The 21,124-nt window shown below is 55.4% G+C and carries 9 protein-coding genes and 1 pseudogene; 1 reads left to right on the top strand and 9 read right to left on the bottom strand.

Annotated features, from left to right (window positions below; all coding sequences use genetic code 11):
- Window positions 1-612: 612 nt before the first annotated feature.
- Window positions 613-2,193, top strand: a complete 1,581-nt coding sequence (locus JMI88_RS14285; protein WP_201362537.1) for a phytoene desaturase family protein — start codon at window positions 613-615, stop codon at window positions 2,191-2,193.
- A 183-nt stretch (window positions 2,194-2,376) separates the two neighbouring features.
- Here the strand turns inward: JMI88_RS14285 and JMI88_RS14280 are convergent, their stop codons facing one another.
- The 9 genes and pseudogenes from JMI88_RS14280 to JMI88_RS14240 form a co-directional block, all read right to left on the bottom strand.
- Window positions 2,377-3,345: an alpha/beta hydrolase gene (locus JMI88_RS14280; RefSeq protein ID WP_201362536.1), complete on the bottom strand. Its 969-nt coding sequence runs from the start codon at window positions 3,343-3,345 to the stop codon at window positions 2,377-2,379.
- A gap of 234 nt (window positions 3,346-3,579) precedes the next feature.
- Window positions 3,580-5,481 (bottom strand): sensor histidine kinase, encoded by a 1,902-nt coding sequence (locus JMI88_RS14275; protein ID WP_201362535.1) that lies wholly within the window; start codon window positions 5,479-5,481, stop codon window positions 3,580-3,582.
- Window positions 5,482-5,653: 172 nt separating this feature from the next.
- Window positions 5,654-7,069 (bottom strand): zinc ribbon domain-containing protein, encoded by a 1,416-nt coding sequence (locus JMI88_RS14270; protein WP_201362534.1) that lies wholly within the window; start codon window positions 7,067-7,069, stop codon window positions 5,654-5,656.
- Window positions 7,035-7,646, bottom strand: a pseudogene (locus JMI88_RS14265) (IS607 family transposase). Before JMI88_RS14265 ends, JMI88_RS14270 begins: the two are co-directional and overlap by 35 nt.
- Before the next feature lie 279 nt (window positions 7,647-7,925).
- Complete coding sequence (locus JMI88_RS14260) at window positions 7,926-8,378, bottom strand: HNH endonuclease (RefSeq protein ID WP_201362533.1); 453 nt, start codon at window positions 8,376-8,378, stop codon at window positions 7,926-7,928.
- 91 nt (window positions 8,379-8,469) lie between these two features.
- Window positions 8,470-8,784 carry a metal-binding protein gene (locus JMI88_RS14255; protein WP_201362532.1) on the bottom strand — a complete coding sequence of 105 codons (315 nt, stop codon included), beginning with the start codon at window positions 8,782-8,784 and terminating at the stop codon, window positions 8,470-8,472.
- A gap of 73 nt (window positions 8,785-8,857) precedes the next feature.
- Window positions 8,858-12,880, bottom strand: coding sequence for an Eco57I restriction-modification methylase domain-containing protein (locus JMI88_RS14250; RefSeq protein ID WP_201362531.1), 4,023 nt, complete (start codon window positions 12,878-12,880; stop codon window positions 8,858-8,860).
- A gap of 36 nt (window positions 12,881-12,916) precedes the next feature.
- On the bottom strand, window positions 12,917-15,751 hold the full coding sequence (locus JMI88_RS14245) for a DUF8741 domain-containing protein (RefSeq protein WP_201362530.1): 2,835 nt from the start codon (window positions 15,749-15,751) through the stop codon (window positions 12,917-12,919).
- Window positions 15,748-20,958 carry a DEAD/DEAH box helicase gene (locus JMI88_RS14240; RefSeq protein WP_201362529.1) on the bottom strand — a complete coding sequence of 1,737 codons (5,211 nt, stop codon included), beginning with the start codon at window positions 20,956-20,958 and terminating at the stop codon, window positions 15,748-15,750. The genes JMI88_RS14245 and JMI88_RS14240 overlap by 4 nt, the downstream gene beginning before the upstream one ends.
- Window positions 20,959-21,124 lie beyond the last annotated feature (166 nt).

Genomic DNA, 21,124 nt, shown 5'->3' with positions numbered 1-21,124 from the left:
TGCAAGTCACAATCTTCTAATAAGACGGCTTCGGTCATGAGTATTCGAATGAGAGAAACCAGGGTCCAGGCTTCACTGCCAGACTTGATGATTATATGATTTAATAAGAATAATAGCAGAATTAGACGTTAATATCAATATATTTATACTTAAGATACATCAGAGATTGTTTTTATCACCAAGATACGCTATACTTTAGTTACGCTGTTCTTAGTTCGCATATGCGAAGAAATTATATAAATATGCTCTCATATGCAAAAGAATACTGTATAACTGGAAATAGCGCCATTTGAACGCATTTTTTTCGATTATAATACTCACTTTCGCTCGTTTCCCTTTACTGTCACTGCACCGGACAAAATATCTTTTTTGCCATGTAACCATCTAAAATCAGTAAAAACATGTAAGTAACAACGGAGTGTCCAGGATTGTTTTGCTGATCTTTTGTGCATTTTTCATAATGTGTTCCTTACATCGGCACATATGATTTTATGTATCCTAGAAATAGGAGTTAGGGGTGTCGCTACCTGTGAAGTTGTTCACCGGGGTATTGGTGAGGTTGTTCACCGGGCTTTTCGGTAGCATTATAGCCAGGATAAGGGAAAGGAAACGATGGAAACATACGATGTTATTCTTATTGGTAGCGGTCACAATGCTCTCGTTGCTGCTGCCTATCTGACCCGATCAGGGCGCAGTGTCCTGATACTTGAGCAAAACGACCGTCCAGGCGGCCTGGTTCGCACGGATGAGTTGACTCTTCCCGGGTTTAAACACGATGTGTATTCAGCTGCTCACCCACTCTTTCTCACTGGCCCTGCCTATGCTGATCTTGGAGGTGCGTTGGCAGAGAGAGGGCTACGATATTTAAATACCGATCTGCCGACGGGTGTCTCGATGGAAGATGGTCAGACCGCTGTCTTTCCATGTGCTTTGGAGGCGTTTGTTGCAGAAGCTGAACGGCTCGCTCCTGGTGATGGGGCAACCCTCATTCGCCTTTTGGACTCGCTGAACCCCTATATGAATGATGTTTTCGCTCTGCTTAGCTTAGATCTTACCTCTTCTGAGGCGAAGGAGATTATTGCACGGTTGGTGCATGATGGAGATCGCCCTGGCTATTCATCTTTCGCAGCTTCGTTGTTTGATACGGCGCGAACGGTCGTCGATTCCTTCCAGTCACCCGTATTGCGTGCAATGTTGGCGCCGTGGGTGATGCACCTGGGTCATACTCCCGACGAGATTGGAAGTGGTATCTGGGTCAAACTCGCTATCCTGGCAGTGATGGGAGCTGGAATGCCAATACCCGAAGGTGGTAGCGAAATGCTCGCGCGCGCGCTAGCGCAATTGGTGGTAGATCAAGGGGGTGTGATTCGCACTAATACACAGGTCAGCCGTATCATTGTGGAACAGGGACGAGCCTCGAAAGTACGGACCTCTAACCACGAAGAGTTTCAAGCCAGACAGGCCATCGTCGCATCGACCAATCCTGATCAACTCTACCTCTCGCTGCTGGCGGAGTCGGATGTTGATGCCTCTTTGCGTACGCAGGCGAAACAATACAGGTATGGACGTGGCTGTGTGCAGATTCACCTCGCACTCAGTGAACCTCCCCGCTGGCCAGATGAGCGCTTCAACCGTGTCGGACAGCCACACTTGACTGATGGGCTCAATGGATGTACCCTTGCTATCGCTCAGAGCATGGCGGGATTACTTCCAGCGAAGCCGACATTTACAGTCGACTACCCGACCAACCTCGATCCATCACGCGCTCCCGAAGGCAAGGCTATCATGCGCATCCAGGTTCTCGAGGTTCCATGTCACCCTGACGGTGATGCTGCCGGTTTGATCGAGGTAGGTAATGGAACGTGGACTCCAGATCTCACAGAACGTTTTACGGAGCGAGTGATCGACCTTGTGAGCAGGCATATTCCGAATATTCCCAGTGCGATCATCGGCCATACTGTGATTACTCCCGACACATTGGCGCGGTTTAGCCCGAATCAGGGACCCGGTGACCCATACGGTGGCGCACACGACCTTGCCCAAAGCTATCTCTTCAATCCTTTGCCTGGTCAGCCCGGGCATGCTACTTCAGTACCGAATCTCTTTATGCTGGGAGCAGCAACGTGGCCAGGACATGGAATTAATGGTGGATCGGGCTACATTGTTGCACATCAGATTCTTCGCACCCTCTAAAGAAAGAGACCACATCATTCCGATAGGAACCTGGAGCCGCACAGAAAAACGTGCGGCTCTGATTTCTACTGTTGAATGTTGCACTCCCTCCCTGGATGATTTGCTTTAAGAGGCGAAGGATTCGAGAACATCCTTCACCTCTCGGTTCTGTTTTGAGATACGCAAGCATGAACAACATCCATGTTAGTGGTTAGGATCACCAAGGGCGCGTTTCAAAGCTGCAAGCTGATCTCGGGCGGCGGTCTGTGTCACCTGTGCGTCAGCGACCATTCTGAAGCCGTGGTAGGCCCCAGGATAGATATGGAACTCCGTTGGCACCCCTGCTCGCGTGAGGTGACGAGCATACTCCAGATCTTCTTCCAAAAACAGATCCAGGGCACCGACATTGATGAAGGTGGGAGGGAGGCCCTCTAAATGCTCAGCGCGTGCCGCTGCCGCATATGGCGAAACATCTGGCAAGCCTGGTTCCTGACCTAACAGGGAGGTCCAGCCAAAGCGGTTGTTTTCCCGTCTCCATATGAATTCTCCAGTATATGGATGAGGTTCTGCCAACGTACAGGTGCGATCATCGAGCATGGGAGCGATCAGGAGTTGGAACGCCAGGGGAATCTCTCCCCGATCACGAGCGAGCAACCCAAGTGCAGCGGCCAATCCCCCTCCTGCGCTACTCCCCCCAGTCGCGATGCGAGTCGGATCGACTCCGAGTTCGCTCGCATGCGTATGCAGCCACTTCAAAGCGGCGTAACAATCCTCAACTGGACCAGGATGGCGTGTCTCAGGAGCCAGGCGGTAGTCGACCGAAACAGCCACACATCCAATGGCTGACACCATGCTCTTTACCAGGAGATCTTCATTCTCAGGAGTCCCCATAATATATCCGCCCCCGTGCATCCAGAGCAAGCTAGATCTTGGCCCCTCCACCGTGATCGGTCGGTAGACCAGTACCCGCACCTCGGGTGCCCCTTCTGGACCGGGCACAAAGCGCTCAGTCACCTCAATGTCGGGGAATGTGGGGAGGTTCGGAAGCTGTTGAGAGCTCGTTGTCCGCTCCATCGCCCGCACCTGCTTTACGATTTCTTCAGTCAGCTCTACGGTGGGGATCTGATCAAGTATAGCTGCAAGCTCAGGATCAACAAGAGGTCTGGTTGTCATTATCTATTCCTTTTCGTCAGGTTCTTCCTTCAGAATATAGCTGGAACATGAGCTTATTGTCAAGGAAATGCCTCCGGGCCTGGTGCGACCGAAGCTATCATGGGTTTGTGATGCTGCTTTGAGGCGAACCCGAAAAATCAGCGCGAAACATAGGAAGGGACCATGCAGCATCTGGAGAAACGGCTTCCCATCTGCTCTACTCCTTGTAGAGCTGGTAAATGGGGAGCTTTTGTGTCACGCTCCCAGAGACGGTGTGATGGGCACGATAAACCAGAACGTGGCTCCCTGGTCAGGAGCACTCTGTACCCCAACGCTCCCCTGATGCCGTTCAATGAACACCCGGCACAAATAGAGGGGCAATCCACAGCTCAGATCCAGTTCATTCTGGACAGCGCTGCCTTTGGCACGATAGAAGCGTTCCCAGATATGATCGAGCTCTTCTCTCGCAATGCCTGCGCCCTCGTTATGGACGGAGACATGGGCGAGTGCTTCCGCAACGCTTAACTGCACCACCACAGGTTTTCCTGGGGGAGAATAGGTGAGCGCATTCGTCAGGTAGGTGTTGAGAACGTGCTTGATCCGCCCGGCATCGGCGAGGATGGGTACCCTTTGTTCTGCAGAAGGAGCATCCAGTACGATGGTGCGCTCTGGTGCGGCGTGTTGCTGCTCGGCCACCACCTCTCTGAGCAGGGTGCCCAGATCCTCAGGGTTCAGGGAAAATGGGAGCGTATTGCTCTGGATACGCGCATCATCGATCAAGTCATTGATCGTCCGCTGCTGAAGCTGGGCACTCTGCGAGGCGGCTGCCAGGGGTTGCTGAACATGGGCAAGGGGTTCGCGGACCTGAACAGACGGACGAGCGAGCTGCCCTTTGAAGGCCCGCAATCGGCGCTGTGCTAATTGCAGATTGCCCAGGATCCCCGTCAGTGGGGTGCGCAGTTCATGGGTGGCCAGGGTCAGAAAGTCGCCAGCCAGGCGACTCACTTCTTGCTGGGCAAGTGCTCTGTTCTTTTTCCCTTCCTGCGCGTAGAAACAGTGGATCCCCTCAATGAGCAGCATGGTCTGCGCTGTGACTGCTTTGACGAGCGTGATCTCCTCTGGCGTGTACGTTCCCTCCGAACTCGCTTTGATGACCATCAGCACGCCAACCTGCTGCTGCTCCAGAAACAGAGGAATGAACAGAAAGGCCTCGGAGCCAGGAAATGCAGAGCGAGGATACCCAGGAAAAGGCAGTTGTTTCCCGAAACGTTCAATGGTGCGCAACTGATCAGTCGTAAGCACCACCTCCTGGTTGGCGCCGAGGCGAGCGAGTGCGGCGTCGTCAAGCGCTTCTAGGGGATGGAAGCGTCCCCCAATGTCTCGCCAGTGCTGTTCTTGTTTAGCGGTATAGCCACTTCCCGCGACAAAATACAGATGGCCCGTTCGATGACTGGGCGCGAGCATACTCACCCGGCGACAATCCAGGACAGACCGGACGACATCCACAACCTGTTGGGCCACGAAGAGCACCGGCGGCGAGAGGAGGAAGGTCTCTTCTGGCAAGGTGTAATCCATCTGCTCAGGAATCTGCGCGATCGCGGTGAGCAGATCCAACATCGACTCGTGGACACGTTGGAGGTGGGAGATTGCCTGAGAACAATGAGTGAGCTCCTGGAAGACAAAGACGGTTTCTTTTATGTCGCGCTCTTGATCAACCACGGGAAAGGAGCGGACAGAGACTGAGATCTTGCGCCCGGAAGGGAGATCCAGCAGAAGCGTTTGTTCTGGCGGGCTGGTTCCTCCTTTCCCAGCAAGGAAGAAGTTCATCAGCCATTGCCCCGAGGGACTGAATGGTGAAGGCTCATCAGAATGGATGTAGTGTTTGAGAAATTGCTGGTAGTCTTTTCCTTGACATTGGGCCTCGGAAGCCACTTCAAAGAGCTTGCAAGCAGCGGCATTAATCCGCACAATCCTCTGGTTGCGATCACACGCAATGAGACCCTCTGGGAAAGACTCCCAGACGGCTTTCAACTGGTGAAGTTGCATCTGGTCGTGGGGTGTGATCCTCAAAGAGCGGGAGTGAGGAATCGACTTCCCTGCAGGCATCCCATCCCGTTCCTGTTTGTGTGGTGTGACATGTCGTGAGCTTTTACCCACCTCAGAGCTCCTTTCAGGAATGCTCAATTGCTCTGCAAGCTGAGAAAAAGAACACCTATTATAAGGCTATTGTATGCGTCGTGGAGAAAGGCTGCAATCTCATCACACTGAGATATGTGCCATAATAGTTGCTAACTTTATGGACAGGTATTCCATGCCCACATCGCCAGCCTTAACCTACGTCCGTTGACATCTCTGAGCACGCCCAAAGATCCAACTGGACGGGAGGTTCCACTACGAGGAACCTGAATTTCTGCTTCCACTGCTCATGTCTGCTCAAGAGCAGGGCTTTGATTTCCTTTTGGTTCTGGCACGCGCGTAATTGCTGATCGCCGAGCCGCGACGCAATATTCTGTGAGGCGTTGGTGTCCGCGTGGGCCGTGTGACCGCACACCCGACAGCAGAACGTCTGCTGATTCGGTCTGTTTTTGCGGTCCGCGTAATGGCACACGTGGCACTCTTGCGAAGAATAGGCGCTCTTGACCTTCGTTGCGGCGACCCCGCGTTTGGTGGCATTCCACTCGATTTGCGCGGGAATATGCGCAAGATTCGATGCGCGCATGTAGGCATTCATAGCGCGGGCTTTGAAGCGCATGGAAGCCACGGAAAGCTGTTCGTAGGCAAATTGGCAGCCCTCATGCTCGCTAAAGCAGAGGTTGACGGCTCGGTTGATCTCTTGTCGCACATGACGAATGAGCCGCTGCCCCGTCGCGCTCGACGTTGATGGGCGCTTTTCCTTCGCCATGCCCTTCTTTTCCAGGCACTTCCTGAGCTTGGCCTTCCGGCGGCGTTTCTCCCGGTCCCGCTTCTGGCGCTCCCTCAGACGCCCATTGAATGATCCGTACTGCTTCCCATCTGAGGTGGTGATGAAGTTGGCGATCCCCACATCCACGCCGATCACAGGTGCATCAGCATCGATCTGGGCCGCGACCGTCTCATCGTACGACAGCGTTACCCACCACGTCCCGTTGCGTTTGTTCAGCGTCACGCTGCTGTTGATCGTGCGACGTTTGCCCGTTTCGGGATCAGTGAACTGCTCTTTGTGGTAGCCAGCGAGCTTCACCGGAATGAGCAGCGGATTGCCTTTGTCGAGAGTTGAAACCTTGAGCCAGTAGTCGAAGGCGGTATCGGTGGCCTCTTCGAGTTTGACAACATTGCCATTCGCTTGAATGCACACCTTCCGCAAGACTGGAACATTCCACTCCCGCCACTCCGGTTCTTTGGCGTTTTCTTCAAGTGTGCCGTCTGCTTTTTGTTCCTGGTAATCCGCAAGCGCGTCGAGGGAGTCTTGATAGGCATTGGCCCGATTGCTCCGCCATGATTTGGCGACGCCTGCCGCCTGTTGGATCGCATTGCGATGCCACCGCTCGGAGAGAGATGTGAGAAAGCAAGGAGCCCGAAAGCCGTTCGGCACCTCATCGGTACAAAACAGGGTGACATACTGCTGAGTCAACTCGAGATACACCTCGGCAAGCTGATCCAGGGCGATGAGCTTCCCTGGATTGGCCGCTTCCAGCCCGATATGCGTGACCGCTTTCGTTATGGTTTGCGGTTCACCCTTCTTGGCTCGTTTCTTGCGCTTCTTCATCGCTTCCCTGCTTCAATTTCTGAACAATCTGTTCCGTTTTGTGTTTCGCTCGGCGCTGCCCATACAACCTGGCGCAGAATGAGTAAATGATGCTGGTGAGATCAGCGAGCACGTCTTCGGTTCCGTTCTCCGCTTGATTGACCACTTCAATCTCCCGCCCATAGGCTTTCAGCAATGTCTCGATGTAGCGAAAACCGAAACGCGTGCCACGATCTTGGTGTTCAATCACAATACGTCCGATGCTTGGATCAGCCAGCAGTGCCAGAAACTTGGGTCGATTGTCATTGACGCCAGAGCCAATTTCTTTGACGACTTGACTCACCTGATAGCCACGCATGGTACAGTAGGCAACCAACCGTTCCGCTTGGCTGTCCAGGTTCGACTTGTTTTCCGATGAGGAAACCCGCGTATACACCGCGACTTTGGATGTGGCAGGTCGCTCCTTCACTGGCAATGGTTCTGTCACCAGAATAGTGCCGGTGTCCATCTGTTGGCCAGCAATTTTGCCTGCCTTGTACCATCGTCATGCCGTACGATAGCTGATGCCTTGGAGCCTTGCATAATCGATCAATTTCATGCCACTATTCTAACATACGTGGTCGTGTTTGTCTATAGCTGTTCACAGATTGAGTGAACGTTTTCAATACCTTTGCTTTCCAGTACTTGCTGCAATTCGATGGCTTTTTGTATCCCCTGATCGGTTAGCTTGATGGCATAGCGTTCATTGGGTTTACCAATATCCCTGCGTAGAATCTTGAAATCGTCCTTGAGAGTCGGTCCAGCCTCCTGTAAAGTGGTTTGAGTAAAGTGGTTTGAGTGTTTTCCGATATCCCTTTAGTGTATACCAATATCATGGTTAACTCTTTCTTGAAACTGGAAGGCTTTTGCCTGTCTGTGGCATGGCTCGCCTCTGGAGGTAACGGGCGATGCGTTCTATGACGTCTCGGGGGATGGCCTCTACCTCTTCGGGGAGCAGGCCGCCTTTGGCGATCTGGCATTGGAGGCAGGCGGGAACGACGTTTCCGACCCTGGTCGCGCCACCCTGGCTCACAGGGACAAAATGGTCCAGGCTCTCAAAAGGACCTTTGCAGAAGGCGCAGCGCCATTTATAGTGGCGTAAGGTTTCGGCCCACTCGCCGAGTTGCAGGCGGCAGGGACGGTTCTTGCGATAGGACTCCTCTTTATGGCGCTCGATGCGATAGCTTTCGGCATAGAGCAGGCTGCGACACTGCACTTTACAGGCAGTGTCGCTCTGACCCCAGGTAATCACCGCATTGCAGACCCAGCAGCGCTTCTCTGTATAGACCATGATGCCCTTTTTCCTCAAGCCATGAGAAACATCCAGCCAACGAGATCATTTTCGTATAGTTGGCGTGCGGAAAGTGACTTGTGCGCGCGCATCAATACCCACACAGCGAACGATAGATTTGTAGTGCATGCTTCCTATCTCCTGGTGCCTGACTTGTAGCCTGCTTCCAGAGGGGGTAGCGTTCTTTCATACATCTGGCACAGGGCCGATAGCCTGCCAGGATAGCCGTTAGCTCATCGGCGAAAAAGACGCGATGCTGGACATACTGACCCTTGGCGATGGCACGATTCGCGTCTGGACAATCGAAGCCGCCATATATTCTCCCTGCTTTATTACCCCCAAATGTACCCTTCTGCTCACTCTGATATGGCTTCCCATCAGCACCAATCAATGTATACATTTTCATGTTTAAAACCCTTCATATCTTTAGATGTTATTTTATTTAGTGATCAGACAAAAGAAACCCCGCACATCATTTGCTATGCTGGTTCACCAATGATCCCCTCTACCGTGCGTGGAGGATGAGCAACCGCCGGATCAGCCGGACCCGGCACCAGCAGCGTCTCATATGGCTCGCCGCTCTCCATTGCCCGCTGCATCCTGTCATAGATCTCCAGGATCACGCTCTTCGTGCGGTATTCTCCATACTGCTTCTCATCTTTGCGTTTCACAATGGGGAAGGTATCCATGATATAGTCCACATCGCCCCGCGCAATGGCATAGAGGTGAAAATACGCTGCATCCAGTTCGCATCGCAAAAGGAAACGCCGTTCTTCATCCCATCTGAATGGCGGTCCGGCATAACCACAATCTTTTGCGAAGGCTTCAAGATCCCAAGCAGTGTAGATAAGTTCGAGGGCGTAGGGGAATATCCAATCACCTATCGAACCTTCTGCATCCCACTCACAGACTGCTGTGTAGCTGTTTGGGGGTAGGGCAGGAAGCTGATGAAGGATAAAGGAATTCATATGCGTTCCGCCAATTTTCTGACGAGTAACATAATCAAACACAAAAGATGAAGTGGAAGCTGCTAAAAAGGTTATTTCACGAATATATTTAGCATCAATCAATGCAATAGGAAGGCTATTACCACAAGGCATAGCAGGAATAATACTAAATATAGCGGTGCGGGCATCGGTAGAACGAGCTATATCCCGAAAAGCCAGCAATGCTTTGCGCCCATCTTTGGCAAAATTGGATAAGTGAGATTCATGAACCCAGTAGCGTGGAATAAGCAATTCATGAGGATTTTGGTGCTGCGCTAGGTTGAGATCACCAAAATCTTCTGATGCGTTATTATATGTGCTAAAACGATGGTCAAAGTGCCAGATCATCTTACCTTCATAGAGTGGCAGGTATTGTTCATCTTCTTTATAATAAACGTTGCCTATGAGCTGCCATCCGGCCGTCTCCAATGACTGATGCGTGTAGAACAGGCGTGAGGCAGCTGTCATATCAAACATTCTATTTACAGAAATGTTCCATGGATTTTCCATTGGTGGTCCATCTTTAATCAGCACCGGTACTCGCTCATATATCGCTTTTGTTAGTGCTAGATCACGTTGGGTGCGAAAAATTGGACAGGTACGCGTATTGGGATTGAACAGCCTAATATCGTTGACACTTAATGTGATGCGGCGCTCTTCCTCTTGTAGGTCTTCGACTCGCTGCGCGAAAAAAATAAACTTCGCTCCTTTCATTGCTGGGCAACTTGGACCGGTCAATGTGAACAAGCAGAACTTATAGCTGCGATGAACCCCTGGAAAAATCGCCTCTCTATTCTCGAAATCATAAAGCGAGGCAAGAGATCGCGTTTCCATCAAATCTCGGATGAATAATTTTGTTGGTTCATCTGTCGCAATTCCAGACGGCACAATACAGCCCACTTTTCCACGTGATCCCATAACGTTGCGCATGATTTCGGCAAAAATGGCATATGTATTAATGCGTCCGCGGCCACACAATGGATAGTAATTTGAATTGCGTATAAAGTGACTCAAAGCGTTTTGTTTGCGTTTTGCATTGAGATAAGCTGCAAATAGCTCAGGGTCAGTTGTGGCTAGAGCTGCTATTTGATGTTTGCGCCCTGATCCCACCGCATTGGCTATCTCAGGTTTATGTATTGCAAACCATTCTTGCTCTTTCAATTCTGCATGTTCCCATGGTGGATTCCCCAACACGACATCGAAGCCACCGGACCAACCAGTTTGTACGTTTTCCGGCTCCTGATCCACCGTTGGTATGCGGAATACATCAGGGAATGCCAAGTGCCAGTGAAAAAACTGGTATTGTTCAGTTAGGCGTTGTATCTCCTCATATTTACTATTGTCGATATTATCGATGCTCTCTTCAAGCGCTCGGAAATCATCTTCAGTGAAAGGGTATTGATAACCTTTGATCTTTTTCCAGACAAAAGCCGCGCACCACGCATCGGCCCACAATTTGCTGTGTATGTACTCATTGGATTTTTGATATTTATCATAGCGATTTTGTTTGTTGTGGATTTGTTCAACAGTATTTTCCTGCATCATATCTAGTTGTGCCATGTCTGTACTGAGCATATGATGATAACCAAATACACTCCCTTCTCCACTTCTGAGTGTCCTATTCCCTTCATGAAAACGCTTGTTCAGTTTTTTGAAGTCGCTACACACCTTTTTATCGTCGCCCTCGATTGGCTCAAACGCTTCATTAGGTATCCCTCTCTTGAGCAGGGCGGGGGTGGTGCCGAGCAGGCTGTTGCCGCACTGGATGTGGGCGTCGAGGAAGGAGAGCGGCTTGCCCGGCTCGATGGCCTCCATCCACAGGCTGACTTTACAGAGCTCGACCGACATGGGGTTGATATCGACGCCGTAGATGCATTTGCTGACGACGTCGCGCAGGGCATGGCGGCGCGCTTCTGGCGCGGGCTCCTCTTCTCCGGTGCGCACGGCCGCCAGGCGCTTGGCGATGCGGTGGGCGGCGGCAACCAGGAAGTGGCCGCTGCCACAGGCGGGATCGCAGATCTTGAGATTGAGGATGGCCGCTTCGGCTTCCTCCTTCGAGGCTTTGTTGGCGGCTTCATCCAGCACCGGATCAAGGGCGGAGTCGAGCAGGCAGTTGATGAGGCTGGTCGGCGTGTAGTAGCTGCCGGTGGTCTTGCGCTCATTGCCGCTGGCGCTGTCCAGCTCAAATTTGGCGCTCTCGATGTGCAGGATGGGATGCAGTTCGAGCAGGGATTCATAGACGCTGCCCAGTTCTTCGGAGCCCAGGTTTTTGTAGTCGACCACGCGGCGCGTCTGACCACTGGAGGTATAGGCCAGCGAGCGAATGGCCGCCAGCAGGGCGTAGTTGGCGAGCTCGCAGTCGTTGAGGTCGCTTGTGGCGTCACGCGAGAACAGGAAGCCGTTCAGCGCGGGCAGGCCAAGCTCCTGGCAGCCTGCGGGATCTCCCAGCTTGTCCATCACCAGGCGCAGTCCTTGAAAGAGGTCGGTGTGGCGCGTGCCGATATGCTGCTCGGCCAGGTAGCGCAGGCGCGTGGTCGAGTAGTAGCGGGTATAGAGCTCACGCCTCGCCGTGGGCGCGTCGGGATGGAAGAGGATCTCGCGGTCCTCGGCCACAAAGAACACGATCAGGCGGTAGACGAGGCGCAGGATCTGGCGATAGTAGTCCTGGGCTTCGAGCTGGCCGCTGCGCAGCTTCTCAAGCAACTGGCGGTTGGCGGCATGCGCCAGGAAGCCGCTGCCCAGGTCGCGGATCGCACTTTCGACGCCGACGCGCAGCTGTTCCAGGGCGCGTGTCCCCTGCTCCTGCGCCGTGCGCGACCACTTCTCCAGCCAGCACTCCTCAGGGCGCTCGGCCTCGACGCGCGACTCATGGCAGAGCAACCAGAGCAGCACGAAATCGGAGTAGACCTCGCCATTCATCATCGACTCAAGGTCAAACTCCACATAGGCCTGGCGCGTCAGGCTGACATTATCGCGCAGGATGCGCAGCTTCAAGCCATTGGAGACGATGCCCCACAGGTGCTCATCGGAACGATTAAGGAACTCTTGCAGCAGGCTATGGGGACTGCTGCGCGGCGCTCCCGATGAGGTCCTGGTCATATGGTCGAGATCGACCTTGTAGCTTACCAGGTGAATCGGGGTATGTTGCCAGCTATGGGAGATAGCGTAGCTCTTGCCATTGATCTCGACGGCCTTCGCCGTGAGCAGGCGACCATAGCCCAACTCACTGAAGAGGGGAAGCAGCCAGCGTTCGCGGGTCAAAGTGGTTCCGGCATCATGTTCAGGCAGTCTGGCCCGCATGGCCTTAAAGGTATTCCACGCGTTCAGGACACGAATCCAGGAGCGGTTGATGGCCTCGTTGAGTTTCTCCGCGCTCAGATGATAGGCTTCCGGGGTCAGGCCGGCGATCTGGGCGTCATTCTGCGCGATGCGCTGTAGCAGGTCCATGGGCAGATTTGCCCCTTCGGTATGCACAGTGGCGAAGATGGCTTGTTGGCGTTTGCGGTAAGCGACCATCCTTGGTGTTCCTCTCTAAATAAAGATCAGCTGAGATCACAGTTTTGGCAGATAGACATAGATGCCCAGGACATCAGGGGCGAATTCGGATTTCACCTCGTAGCGCACACCACGCATCTGCGAGGCGCTGCGTACGCGCCGATGCGCTTCACGCAGCTCATTGCCACGGATCGCGGCGGCCTCCTGCAGGTGCGGCTGGAGCAGCGGGATATTCTCGATCACCTGGCGCAGCAGGTTGCGGGCCTGCTCAGGCAGGGTATTGGCCTCCGGCTTCGCCTCGACCAGTTCGTTGATACATGTCTGATCATCGATCCAGGTGGCGTTCTGCGGTGCGCCGCTAAACGCCAGGATCTGGCAATCCTCGGCCAGCAGGATACGCTCCTCGCCAGCCTGCCGCGTCACAATGTGGAAGCGCATGCGTGTCAGCAGCAGGGTCGTACGCCTGGCGACGCGGCTGGTGCGGATCACCCCACAGCGCCGCGCCACGCTATCCCCTTCAGGATCAAGGGCGGCATCCATCACATAGGTGGCCAGGCCTTCAATAAAGGGATGCGTACGATTGAGGTAGATCTCGTCATCGCTCACCGGCAACTCGAAGCGCGCCCTCAAGCTGGATTTATGGACCGAGAGCGTATCGCGCAGGGCACGGGGCGTCTCTTTGAGATCAAGCAGCGTGACTCCCTTGCTATTCTGGCTGACGGAGGCGCCATATGCCAGCAAGGTATCCCGCGTAAAGGTCGCCACATCGACCGTCGAGCCAATCGCCGAGCGCATCGCATCCAGCTCGCGGGCCACCTCATCCACCTTGATCGTCTCCTGCGAGAACATACTGCGCGAGCGCTTCTCTCGCTCCGAAGCATCGGTCCACTGCCGGGAAAGCTCCTTCTCGCGTGGATCTTCCATCCCTGGGAGCGCCATCTGATCGCCCTCAATCAGGTTCTCGCGACCGCGCAGAATCTTATCTTCAAAAATAGACTCAATCACCTGCTCGCTATTGGCCGGGACCGGAACAGAAATACCGAGCGAAGTGCGAATCTGGCGATGCTTGCGGATCAGCACATCCAGCACAATGCGATCAATCGAGTCCGCCGAGCCATCGTAGTACGTCACCACGCGCACCTGTTTAGAGGGCTGACCAAAGCGGTCCACGCGTCCCTCCCGCTGCTCATGGCGCGTCGGATTCCAGGACAGATCATAGTGGATGACCGCGTTAAAGTGTTCCTGCAAGTTCACGCCCTCGCTCAGGCAGTCCGTACACACCAGCACGCGCTGTGAATATTCGGAGAGCTCTGCGATGCGATTCTCGCGCTCCACCGGAGGCAGCAGGCCAGTCACCGCCTCCACCTGCACGCCTTTCGGCAAGCGCTCGCGCAGCGCCTGCGCCACATACTCGGCGGTCGGGATAAAGCGGCAAAAGACGATCGGCTGAAAGCCATCCTTGAGCATGCTCCCGACCATCTTAATTGCCTGCTGCAACTTCTCGTCCTTTGCCCCTTTGAGCGCCTCGGCCTCGCGGGCCATCTCCTGCAAGCGGCGGCGCACGCGTGTCTCGCTGCTCTGCTCCTGCTCAAAATCGCTGCCCGGCACCAGGTCCACGCCCTCCGTCGCCTCATTATCCATCAGGTCCAGCAGCGTATGGCGTCCGATGCTATTGGCCTCCTCTTCCGTCTCCGTATCGGCGGTGGCGGCCCGGCTGCGCAGCGTCGCGGCTGCGGCGGCGGGACTGGACGCGATGGAGCGCAGCAGTGCCAGCACCGACCACCAGCGCACCCGCTGGCGGTGCTTGCTGCTATCGTTTGGATCAATTACCGTCTCGCGTGCGAAGCGCATCACCTTCTCCACCAGCCGCCGATATTCCGGCGAGAGCTTATAGCTCTGTTCCTGTTCCAGCCTGGTTGGGAACGGCGTATCCGCGTGCAGGTAGGCCCGGATATCGGCGCGGCGGCGCTGCACAAAATAGGCCGCCAGCTGACGGCGGGCCTGCTCATGTTCGCGCCCGCTCAGATCCTCCGGCAAACGCGCGAAATCCTTGTCGAGCAGGATCAGCAGCGAGCGGAACGCGCTCTCGTTGCCACTATGGGGCGTTGCCGTCACCAGGATCAGGTGACGCTGCGCATCAGCGGCGATGCTGGCGACCAATTGATGGCGCTGGTGGCGTCCACCGCGCCCTTCGCCAGCCTCGGTACAGGTATGGGCCTCATCCACAATCACGAACTCGGGACAGGTACGCAGAAACTCATCGCGTCGCCGATCAGATTTAATAAAATCGATGGAGACAATCACAAAGGGATAGCGATCAAAGAGCGATTGTCCCAGGCGGCAGTCGCGTTCCAGCTGCGAAACTGTACTGGAGAGCACCAGTTTGGCATCGATATGGAACTTCTCGCTCAGCTCGGCCTGCCACTGCTCCGCCAGGTGCGGCGGGCACAGGATCGCCAGGCGCGAGATCTCGCCACGGTCCAACAACTCGCGCGCGATCAGGCACGACTCCACGGTTTTCCCGATACCAACGTCATCCGCGATCAACAGGCGCACCGGCTCCTGCTTCAGCGCCATCAGGAGCGGCACCAGCTGATAGGGGCGTGGCTCGACCGCCAGGTGGGCAAACGAACGGAACGGACCGGCGCTTGAACGAAAGCCCAGGCGTACCGCATCGCGCAAGAGGCGGCAGGACCGATAATCGCCCAAAAGGTCAGGATCGGGAGGCATGAATGATGCTTCAACCACCGTCTCCAGATGGCGAGAAATACCCGTGACCTCATCCTCGGTGCCCCCCAGCGGACGCAAGAGCAGCACCTCTTCACTCGATTCCGGCAGCACGACCCACTCTCGTCCGCGTGCTTTAACCAATGACCCAACCGCGAAGTTCATTCCGGCCTCCCAAAGATATGTGGATACTGCGCGACAATCGCCGCCCAATCCTGCTGATGTCCAAAGCGAATAACGAAATAGCCCAGATCCTCCAGGCACTCGGTCACCATCGTATCGCGCGCCCGGCGCTCGGGATACAGATGGTGCGGCCCATCGATATAGATCGCCACCCCCTCGCTATCGTAGAGGAAGTCCGGCCTCGTGCCGCAGGACTCAACGAGCTGCTGCGCATGTGAGGGCAGGCGGCAGCCCCGATCATTCAGGAAGTGCAACCACTCCCGTTCCAGGTCAGAACCGGCCTGGCGCAACAACTGCTCCAGATGTTCCGAGCGCACATTCCCCGTTGGCGAGATCGCCACCTGGCCCTGAGCCAGCTGGATAAGGAACGGTCGAATCTCAAAGCGATCAAGCAGCAGATGATCACGCTGGTTGTAGTAGGACAGCAGGCAATCATAGCAGGCGGCCTCGCAATCCTCCTGTGCGCGGGGTGCGCGCCGCAGATCCTCGCCCGTATCGGGATCGAAGTGGCAGAGCCGCAGAGCCTCCCGCGCCACCTCACGCATTGCGCCCGGCTCCTCAAGCAAGCGCTGAAGCACGCCCGCGCCACCCTCTGCCGACTCGTAGAAGAGGATGGAGCGCCGGATCATCTCGTGTGGCAGCGGTTCGGCGGCCAGCTCGTTATCTTCGAGCTGATAGCGTATCTGAATGGCGCTCTTGAGCGCTGACTGCAGCGAGGCCATCACCTTGAGACTTTGCGGCAGTGTCGGCTCAAAGAGCAGACAGTTCCGGCTATCCTCCACATACGGGATCACGCGGGCCGTACGCGGCGACAGCGGATCATCAGGCTCGTCAACCGCCTGCTCGCTCTTGGCCCAGTAGCCCCGCTCCATGTCCAGCACGAAACCATGCTGCTCCTTATTCTTGCGTCGCACCCAGCCAAGATTGATGCGCCAGAGCCGGGCCGAATGGTTATAGGTCAGCTTTGCCAGTGCCTCGGCCGCCTCATCACCGCTGGCCGCATCCGCGGCAGGCATCGCCAGACCAACGCGCACCGAAGACTGTCCCTCGTGCTGCGAGAAGCGTACCGCGGTACGGATCTCATAGCCCAGGCGTACGCGCTCCTCTTCATCGGAATTAATCTTCTCGCGCCGCTGGGTGGCGACGTTTTGCAGGCGGAAGAGATTGCGCAGCGGGATGGGGAGCTGCGCGCCGCACTGCTCACAGACATCTACGCCCACGCCATCTTGCAACGGATGCAGATAGCCACAGTGCTCGCACTGTTTCACACCGCTCGTGGTGAGCTTCTCGCTATCATCCAGGGAGAGAATGACGCGATTGATCAGGTAGCGTGAACCTTCGTGATAGACAATCGCGCGCGGACCAAACTCGGAGATAGCCAGGAAGCGCGAGCGCGAGAGATACTCATCGCGTGCCTGCTGGCGCACGCGTCGTCCGGGAATATAGGCCGACAGCGGCAAGCGCGGAAAGTTGTAGCCCGGCAAAAAGCCCTCGGTCGCGAAATAGCGGTAGCTATAAAAGTCCGATTGTTCCAGGCTCGAGATATCGGTCAGCAGCGCCAGTTGTGACTCGGCCTCAGCTCGCAGCCGCTTCGCCTGGTCCTTATCGGCCTGACTGCGCGAGGCATCCAGCATAATCGCGCTCTGCTGCCTGGCCTGATCGAGCGCCGCCCGATAGAGGGTGCGCCAGCGCTTGCAGCTATCATCAAACTGCTTTGCCACCTGGTCGAGCACGCGCTCCAACCATTCATCCTCTGTGTACCATCCCGAGCCACTCAGCTCATTGCGCAGCATCAGCAGCACATGCGCGGCCCGCCTGCGCGCACGCTTCTTCGCCGAAAGATCCTCGATACTATCGCGTACCCAGTCCTGAAGCTCAAGCGTCGGCTCTTCCCCCGAGACATCGAGGAGATCTTTGAGCGAGCGTCCCAGGCTCAATCCTGTCTCGGTGAGCCAGATAGCATGGATGTGGGCGCGCACCAGGTCCTCGTTCGCCAGATCAAGGCGCGGAGGCGTCACCGCCCCGGCGACCATGTTCTCGGGACGCTTAAAGAAATACTGATCATGGGGGCTACCCGTCGAACAATAGGTAAAGACCAGCGCGGGCTGACCACTGCGGCCGGCGCGACCACTGCGCTGCGCGTAATTGGCGGGCGTTGGCGGAATATTGCGCATATTGACTACATTCAGCTCCGCGATATCCACGCCAAGCTCCATCGTGGGTGAACAATAGAGGATGGGGATCTTATTTTCCCGGAAGTCCTCCTCGCGCTGCACACGCAAATCGTAGGGGACCTGGGCCGTATGCTCATAGGCGCGCAGGTTCTCGAGATTCGTCGCCGTCGCGCGATAGAACTCCACGAAGAACGGATTGGTACCATGTCCCGCGCTCGATGCGCGGGGGACGCGGATCGGATCATGAAACGCCTGCGTCCCATCGCCAGCCAGCCAGATCATCGCCGAGGCGGGCAACTGGTAGCCCGGCACATCATCCTTGGAGCGTGGCTCAATCACACGCTCGACCAGGCCAGCCACGCGCAACCCTTCCAGCAAATGACAGATGATTTGATCCGTATCTTCCAGGCGCAGCTTCTCTTTAAACTCATGGAAGGTCGTCTGGCGACGGAGATACTGGCCAAAGCCACCACGCGCCGACAGGAAGACATTGCCACCATAATCTTTGTGTCCAGCTGGACGCGGAAAGAGGATCGAGGCATGGACCTTGGTTTCATTCTCATCAAGGGCCCAGGGCGTGACCAGGAACTGATTGCTTCTCTGCTGTATCCGCTCCTGAAATTCCTGGTCCAGATAATCGACCTTAATCGCCAGCTCCCGGCGCATATAATCGAGTAAGACCTTGCCCACTTTGGCGCGCGTCTGCGGCGAAGCCATGCTCAGGGCTCCATGACACTTGCTCCACACCTCTTCATCCTGGCAGACATCCTCAAGCGAGCGATACTGAATCTTGAGGAGACCGCACTGCTCAAGATTCGGCGACGTAATGCGCCAGCCGCGCTTGAGATCGCGATAGAGGTGATAGCCAAGCACCTGCCGTAAGGCCTGTTTGGTATCATTTAAGGCCTGGTATTTCACGGCCGGGTCGCTGGCATAGCGATCGAGCGGCAGCGCGAGGGAGGTAAAGACCATCTGGGTCAGCTCATCATGCTGCAGACCTTCGCTTCCGCGTTGCTGCACCGCGTGATAGAGCGCGGCGCGCAGCACGCCCACCTCAATAAAATCGTTGAAGTGGCCCGCCTGCAGCGACGCATCCTGCCGATTATCGGTAAAGCTGAGCATCTTGGCGGGCATCGCTCGCTGCGGGTCCTCGCGCAAGCGCCGGATAGCCGAAAGGCTCAGAATCGTCGTCGCCGTACTGCGTCCCTCTGAACTGAGCGAGGCCAGCTTCGCGAAATCATCCGACTGGCGCGAGCCATAGGTGACGCCACAATGCAGGCAGAAGCGGAACGGCGCGGGCACAAAATGGCAGGCCAGCTCCTCACCATCGGGCGAGGTATCGCTGCTCTCTTTAAAGGTTCCATCGGGGCGCACGCGCAGCGCCAGCGGCAGATCTTTCCGGCGGCTGCTGCGCACGCGCACGCCAGATCTGACTTCTTCAATCCAGCCGTCGGGCAGTCGCTCCATAAGCGATTCGCCATCCTGCGGCCAGGGATGCTCAGGGCTATAGTAGAGAAAGCCGACCTGGCTCTCATCATCCACCTGATCATTGAGGGCGCGGGGCACAAAGTGTTTATCGCGGATGCGAACGCAGTAATATTCCTGTCCACACTCCCGGCAAAAGACCAGCGGGAGGAGCACATGCATCTGCTCACGTGTACCCGGCACGAACTGCTGGCGCTGCAGCGTCAGATGGCGTTTCGCCTCCAGCGAGGCATAGAGCGTATCCCCTTTGCTGATAAATTGATGCAAGCGAAAGGCAAACGGAGGGCGTCCGGTTTCAGGATGTGGCTCGCACTCATAGCCTGCCAGCAGCGTCTGTTGAATGGCCTCAATACAGCGCTCAACCGGTGCTCCTGTAAGGTTACTGAGTTCGATAGCCGCTCCGCGCTCGCCCTCAATACTTTTCGGAACCGTGCGCACATAGCGACCGCCGCGCTCGGTAATCCCAAACGTGCTCTCGATCCAGATCGAAAGCGGATCCTGGATAAAGCTCTGGTAGTCTTTTGCAGGTTGATAGGAGCTATCGAGGACACGCTCCGTTAAGCGGCGCTGAAACTGCTCATCCCGCTCGGCTACACGGGTCGTAGGCACCAGTGTCTCACCGATGATATGCTCAGCTTTGACCCGGGTACCAAAGATTTGCGTAGCCATACGCGCCACCTCAGCCTGTTGTTCCTCATAACGACCAGCCCCGGCCAGGGTCGCCGACGTGCCAATACACTGCAATTCGCCAGCCGCCAGGCGATCCCGCACGCGCCGGACCAGCAGCGCCACATCGGAACCCTGGCGGCCACGATAGGTATGGAGCTCGTCCAGCACCAGAAATTGCAAGGTAGGGAAAGAAATAAGCGGACGCTCAACCGAACGGGTCAGAATGAGCTCCAGCATCACATAGTTGGTCAGCAAAATATCAGGTGGTTGGGCAATGATCCGCTGACGGTCCTCATCGGACTCCTGCCCGGTATAGCGCGCGAACGTAACTGGACTCCTACCATGTTGATAGCCATACTGAAGAAACTTCTCAAGCTCCTTCAACTGGCTATTGGCCAGCGCGTTCATGGGATAGACCACAATGGCCTTGATCCCTTTACCACTGCCATGGCGCAAGACATGATCAACAATAGGGATGATATAAGAGAGACTTTTACCGGAGCCAGTGCCGGTAGTCAGGACGTAGCTGGCTCCTTGCTGGGCGACTCGAATAGCCTCGGACTGGTGGCGGTGCAACCGTAGTGGCGACCCGAGATCGTTAGAGGCAGATTTCCCATTGCGAAAGATGCGCGCGCATTCGCGATGCAAGATCCCCTGGGCCACCAGCTCATCAATCGGCTCCCCTGGATCAAAAAGCGGGTTAAGCTGAATCAATGGCTCCGGCCAGAGCACCCCCTCACGCAGTTTCCCTTCCACAAAGGTCTTGATGGTAGTATCACGTATCTGGATAAAGCTATCAATATAAGAGGCATAATCCTGAATAAGCTGGTCGCGAAATTGAAATATAGTTTTACTGGGCATGATCGGGTGTTCTTTCTATGCACGAAGCACAAGAAATAAACTCAGGAGTGAAAAGATATTGTTCAGGAACTACCTATAATTACGTATGTAGTGCACCGCCATTTTAGAGCTTTAATGCATCTTTGTCAATAGAAAACCTTAAAATTTCTAAATTTCGTTGCAGGAC

This window comes from Dictyobacter formicarum, from assembly GCF_016587435.1.
This window is presented reverse-complemented; position numbering and strand designations above follow the sequence as displayed.

Bases quoted from the DNA above. Each gene is read 5' to 3' on its own strand.
- JMI88_RS14260 (WP_201362533.1), bottom strand. From the start codon at position 8,378: ATGGTCTATACAGAGAAGCGCTGCTGGGTCTGCAATGCGGTGATTACC.
- JMI88_RS14280 (WP_201362536.1), bottom strand. From the start codon at position 3,345: ATGACAACCAGACCTCTTGTTGATCCTGAGCTTGCAGCTATACTTGAT.
- JMI88_RS14245 (WP_201362530.1), bottom strand. From the start codon at position 15,751: ATGAACTTCGCGGTTGGGTCATTGGTTAAAGCACGCGGACGAGAGTGG.
- JMI88_RS14250 (WP_201362531.1), bottom strand. From the start codon at position 12,880: ATGGTCGCTTACCGCAAACGCCAACAAGCCATCTTCGCCACTGTGCAT.
- JMI88_RS14255 (WP_201362532.1), bottom strand. From the start codon at position 8,784: ATGAAAATGTATACATTGATTGGTGCTGATGGGAAGCCATATCAGAGT.
- JMI88_RS14285 (WP_201362537.1), top strand. From the start codon at position 613: ATGGAAACATACGATGTTATTCTTATTGGTAGCGGTCACAATGCTCTC.
- JMI88_RS14270 (WP_201362534.1), bottom strand. From the start codon at position 7,069: ATGAAGAAGCGCAAGAAACGAGCCAAGAAGGGTGAACCGCAAACCATA.
- JMI88_RS14240 (WP_201362529.1), bottom strand. From the start codon at position 20,958: ATGCCCAGTAAAACTATATTTCAATTTCGCGACCAGCTTATTCAGGAT.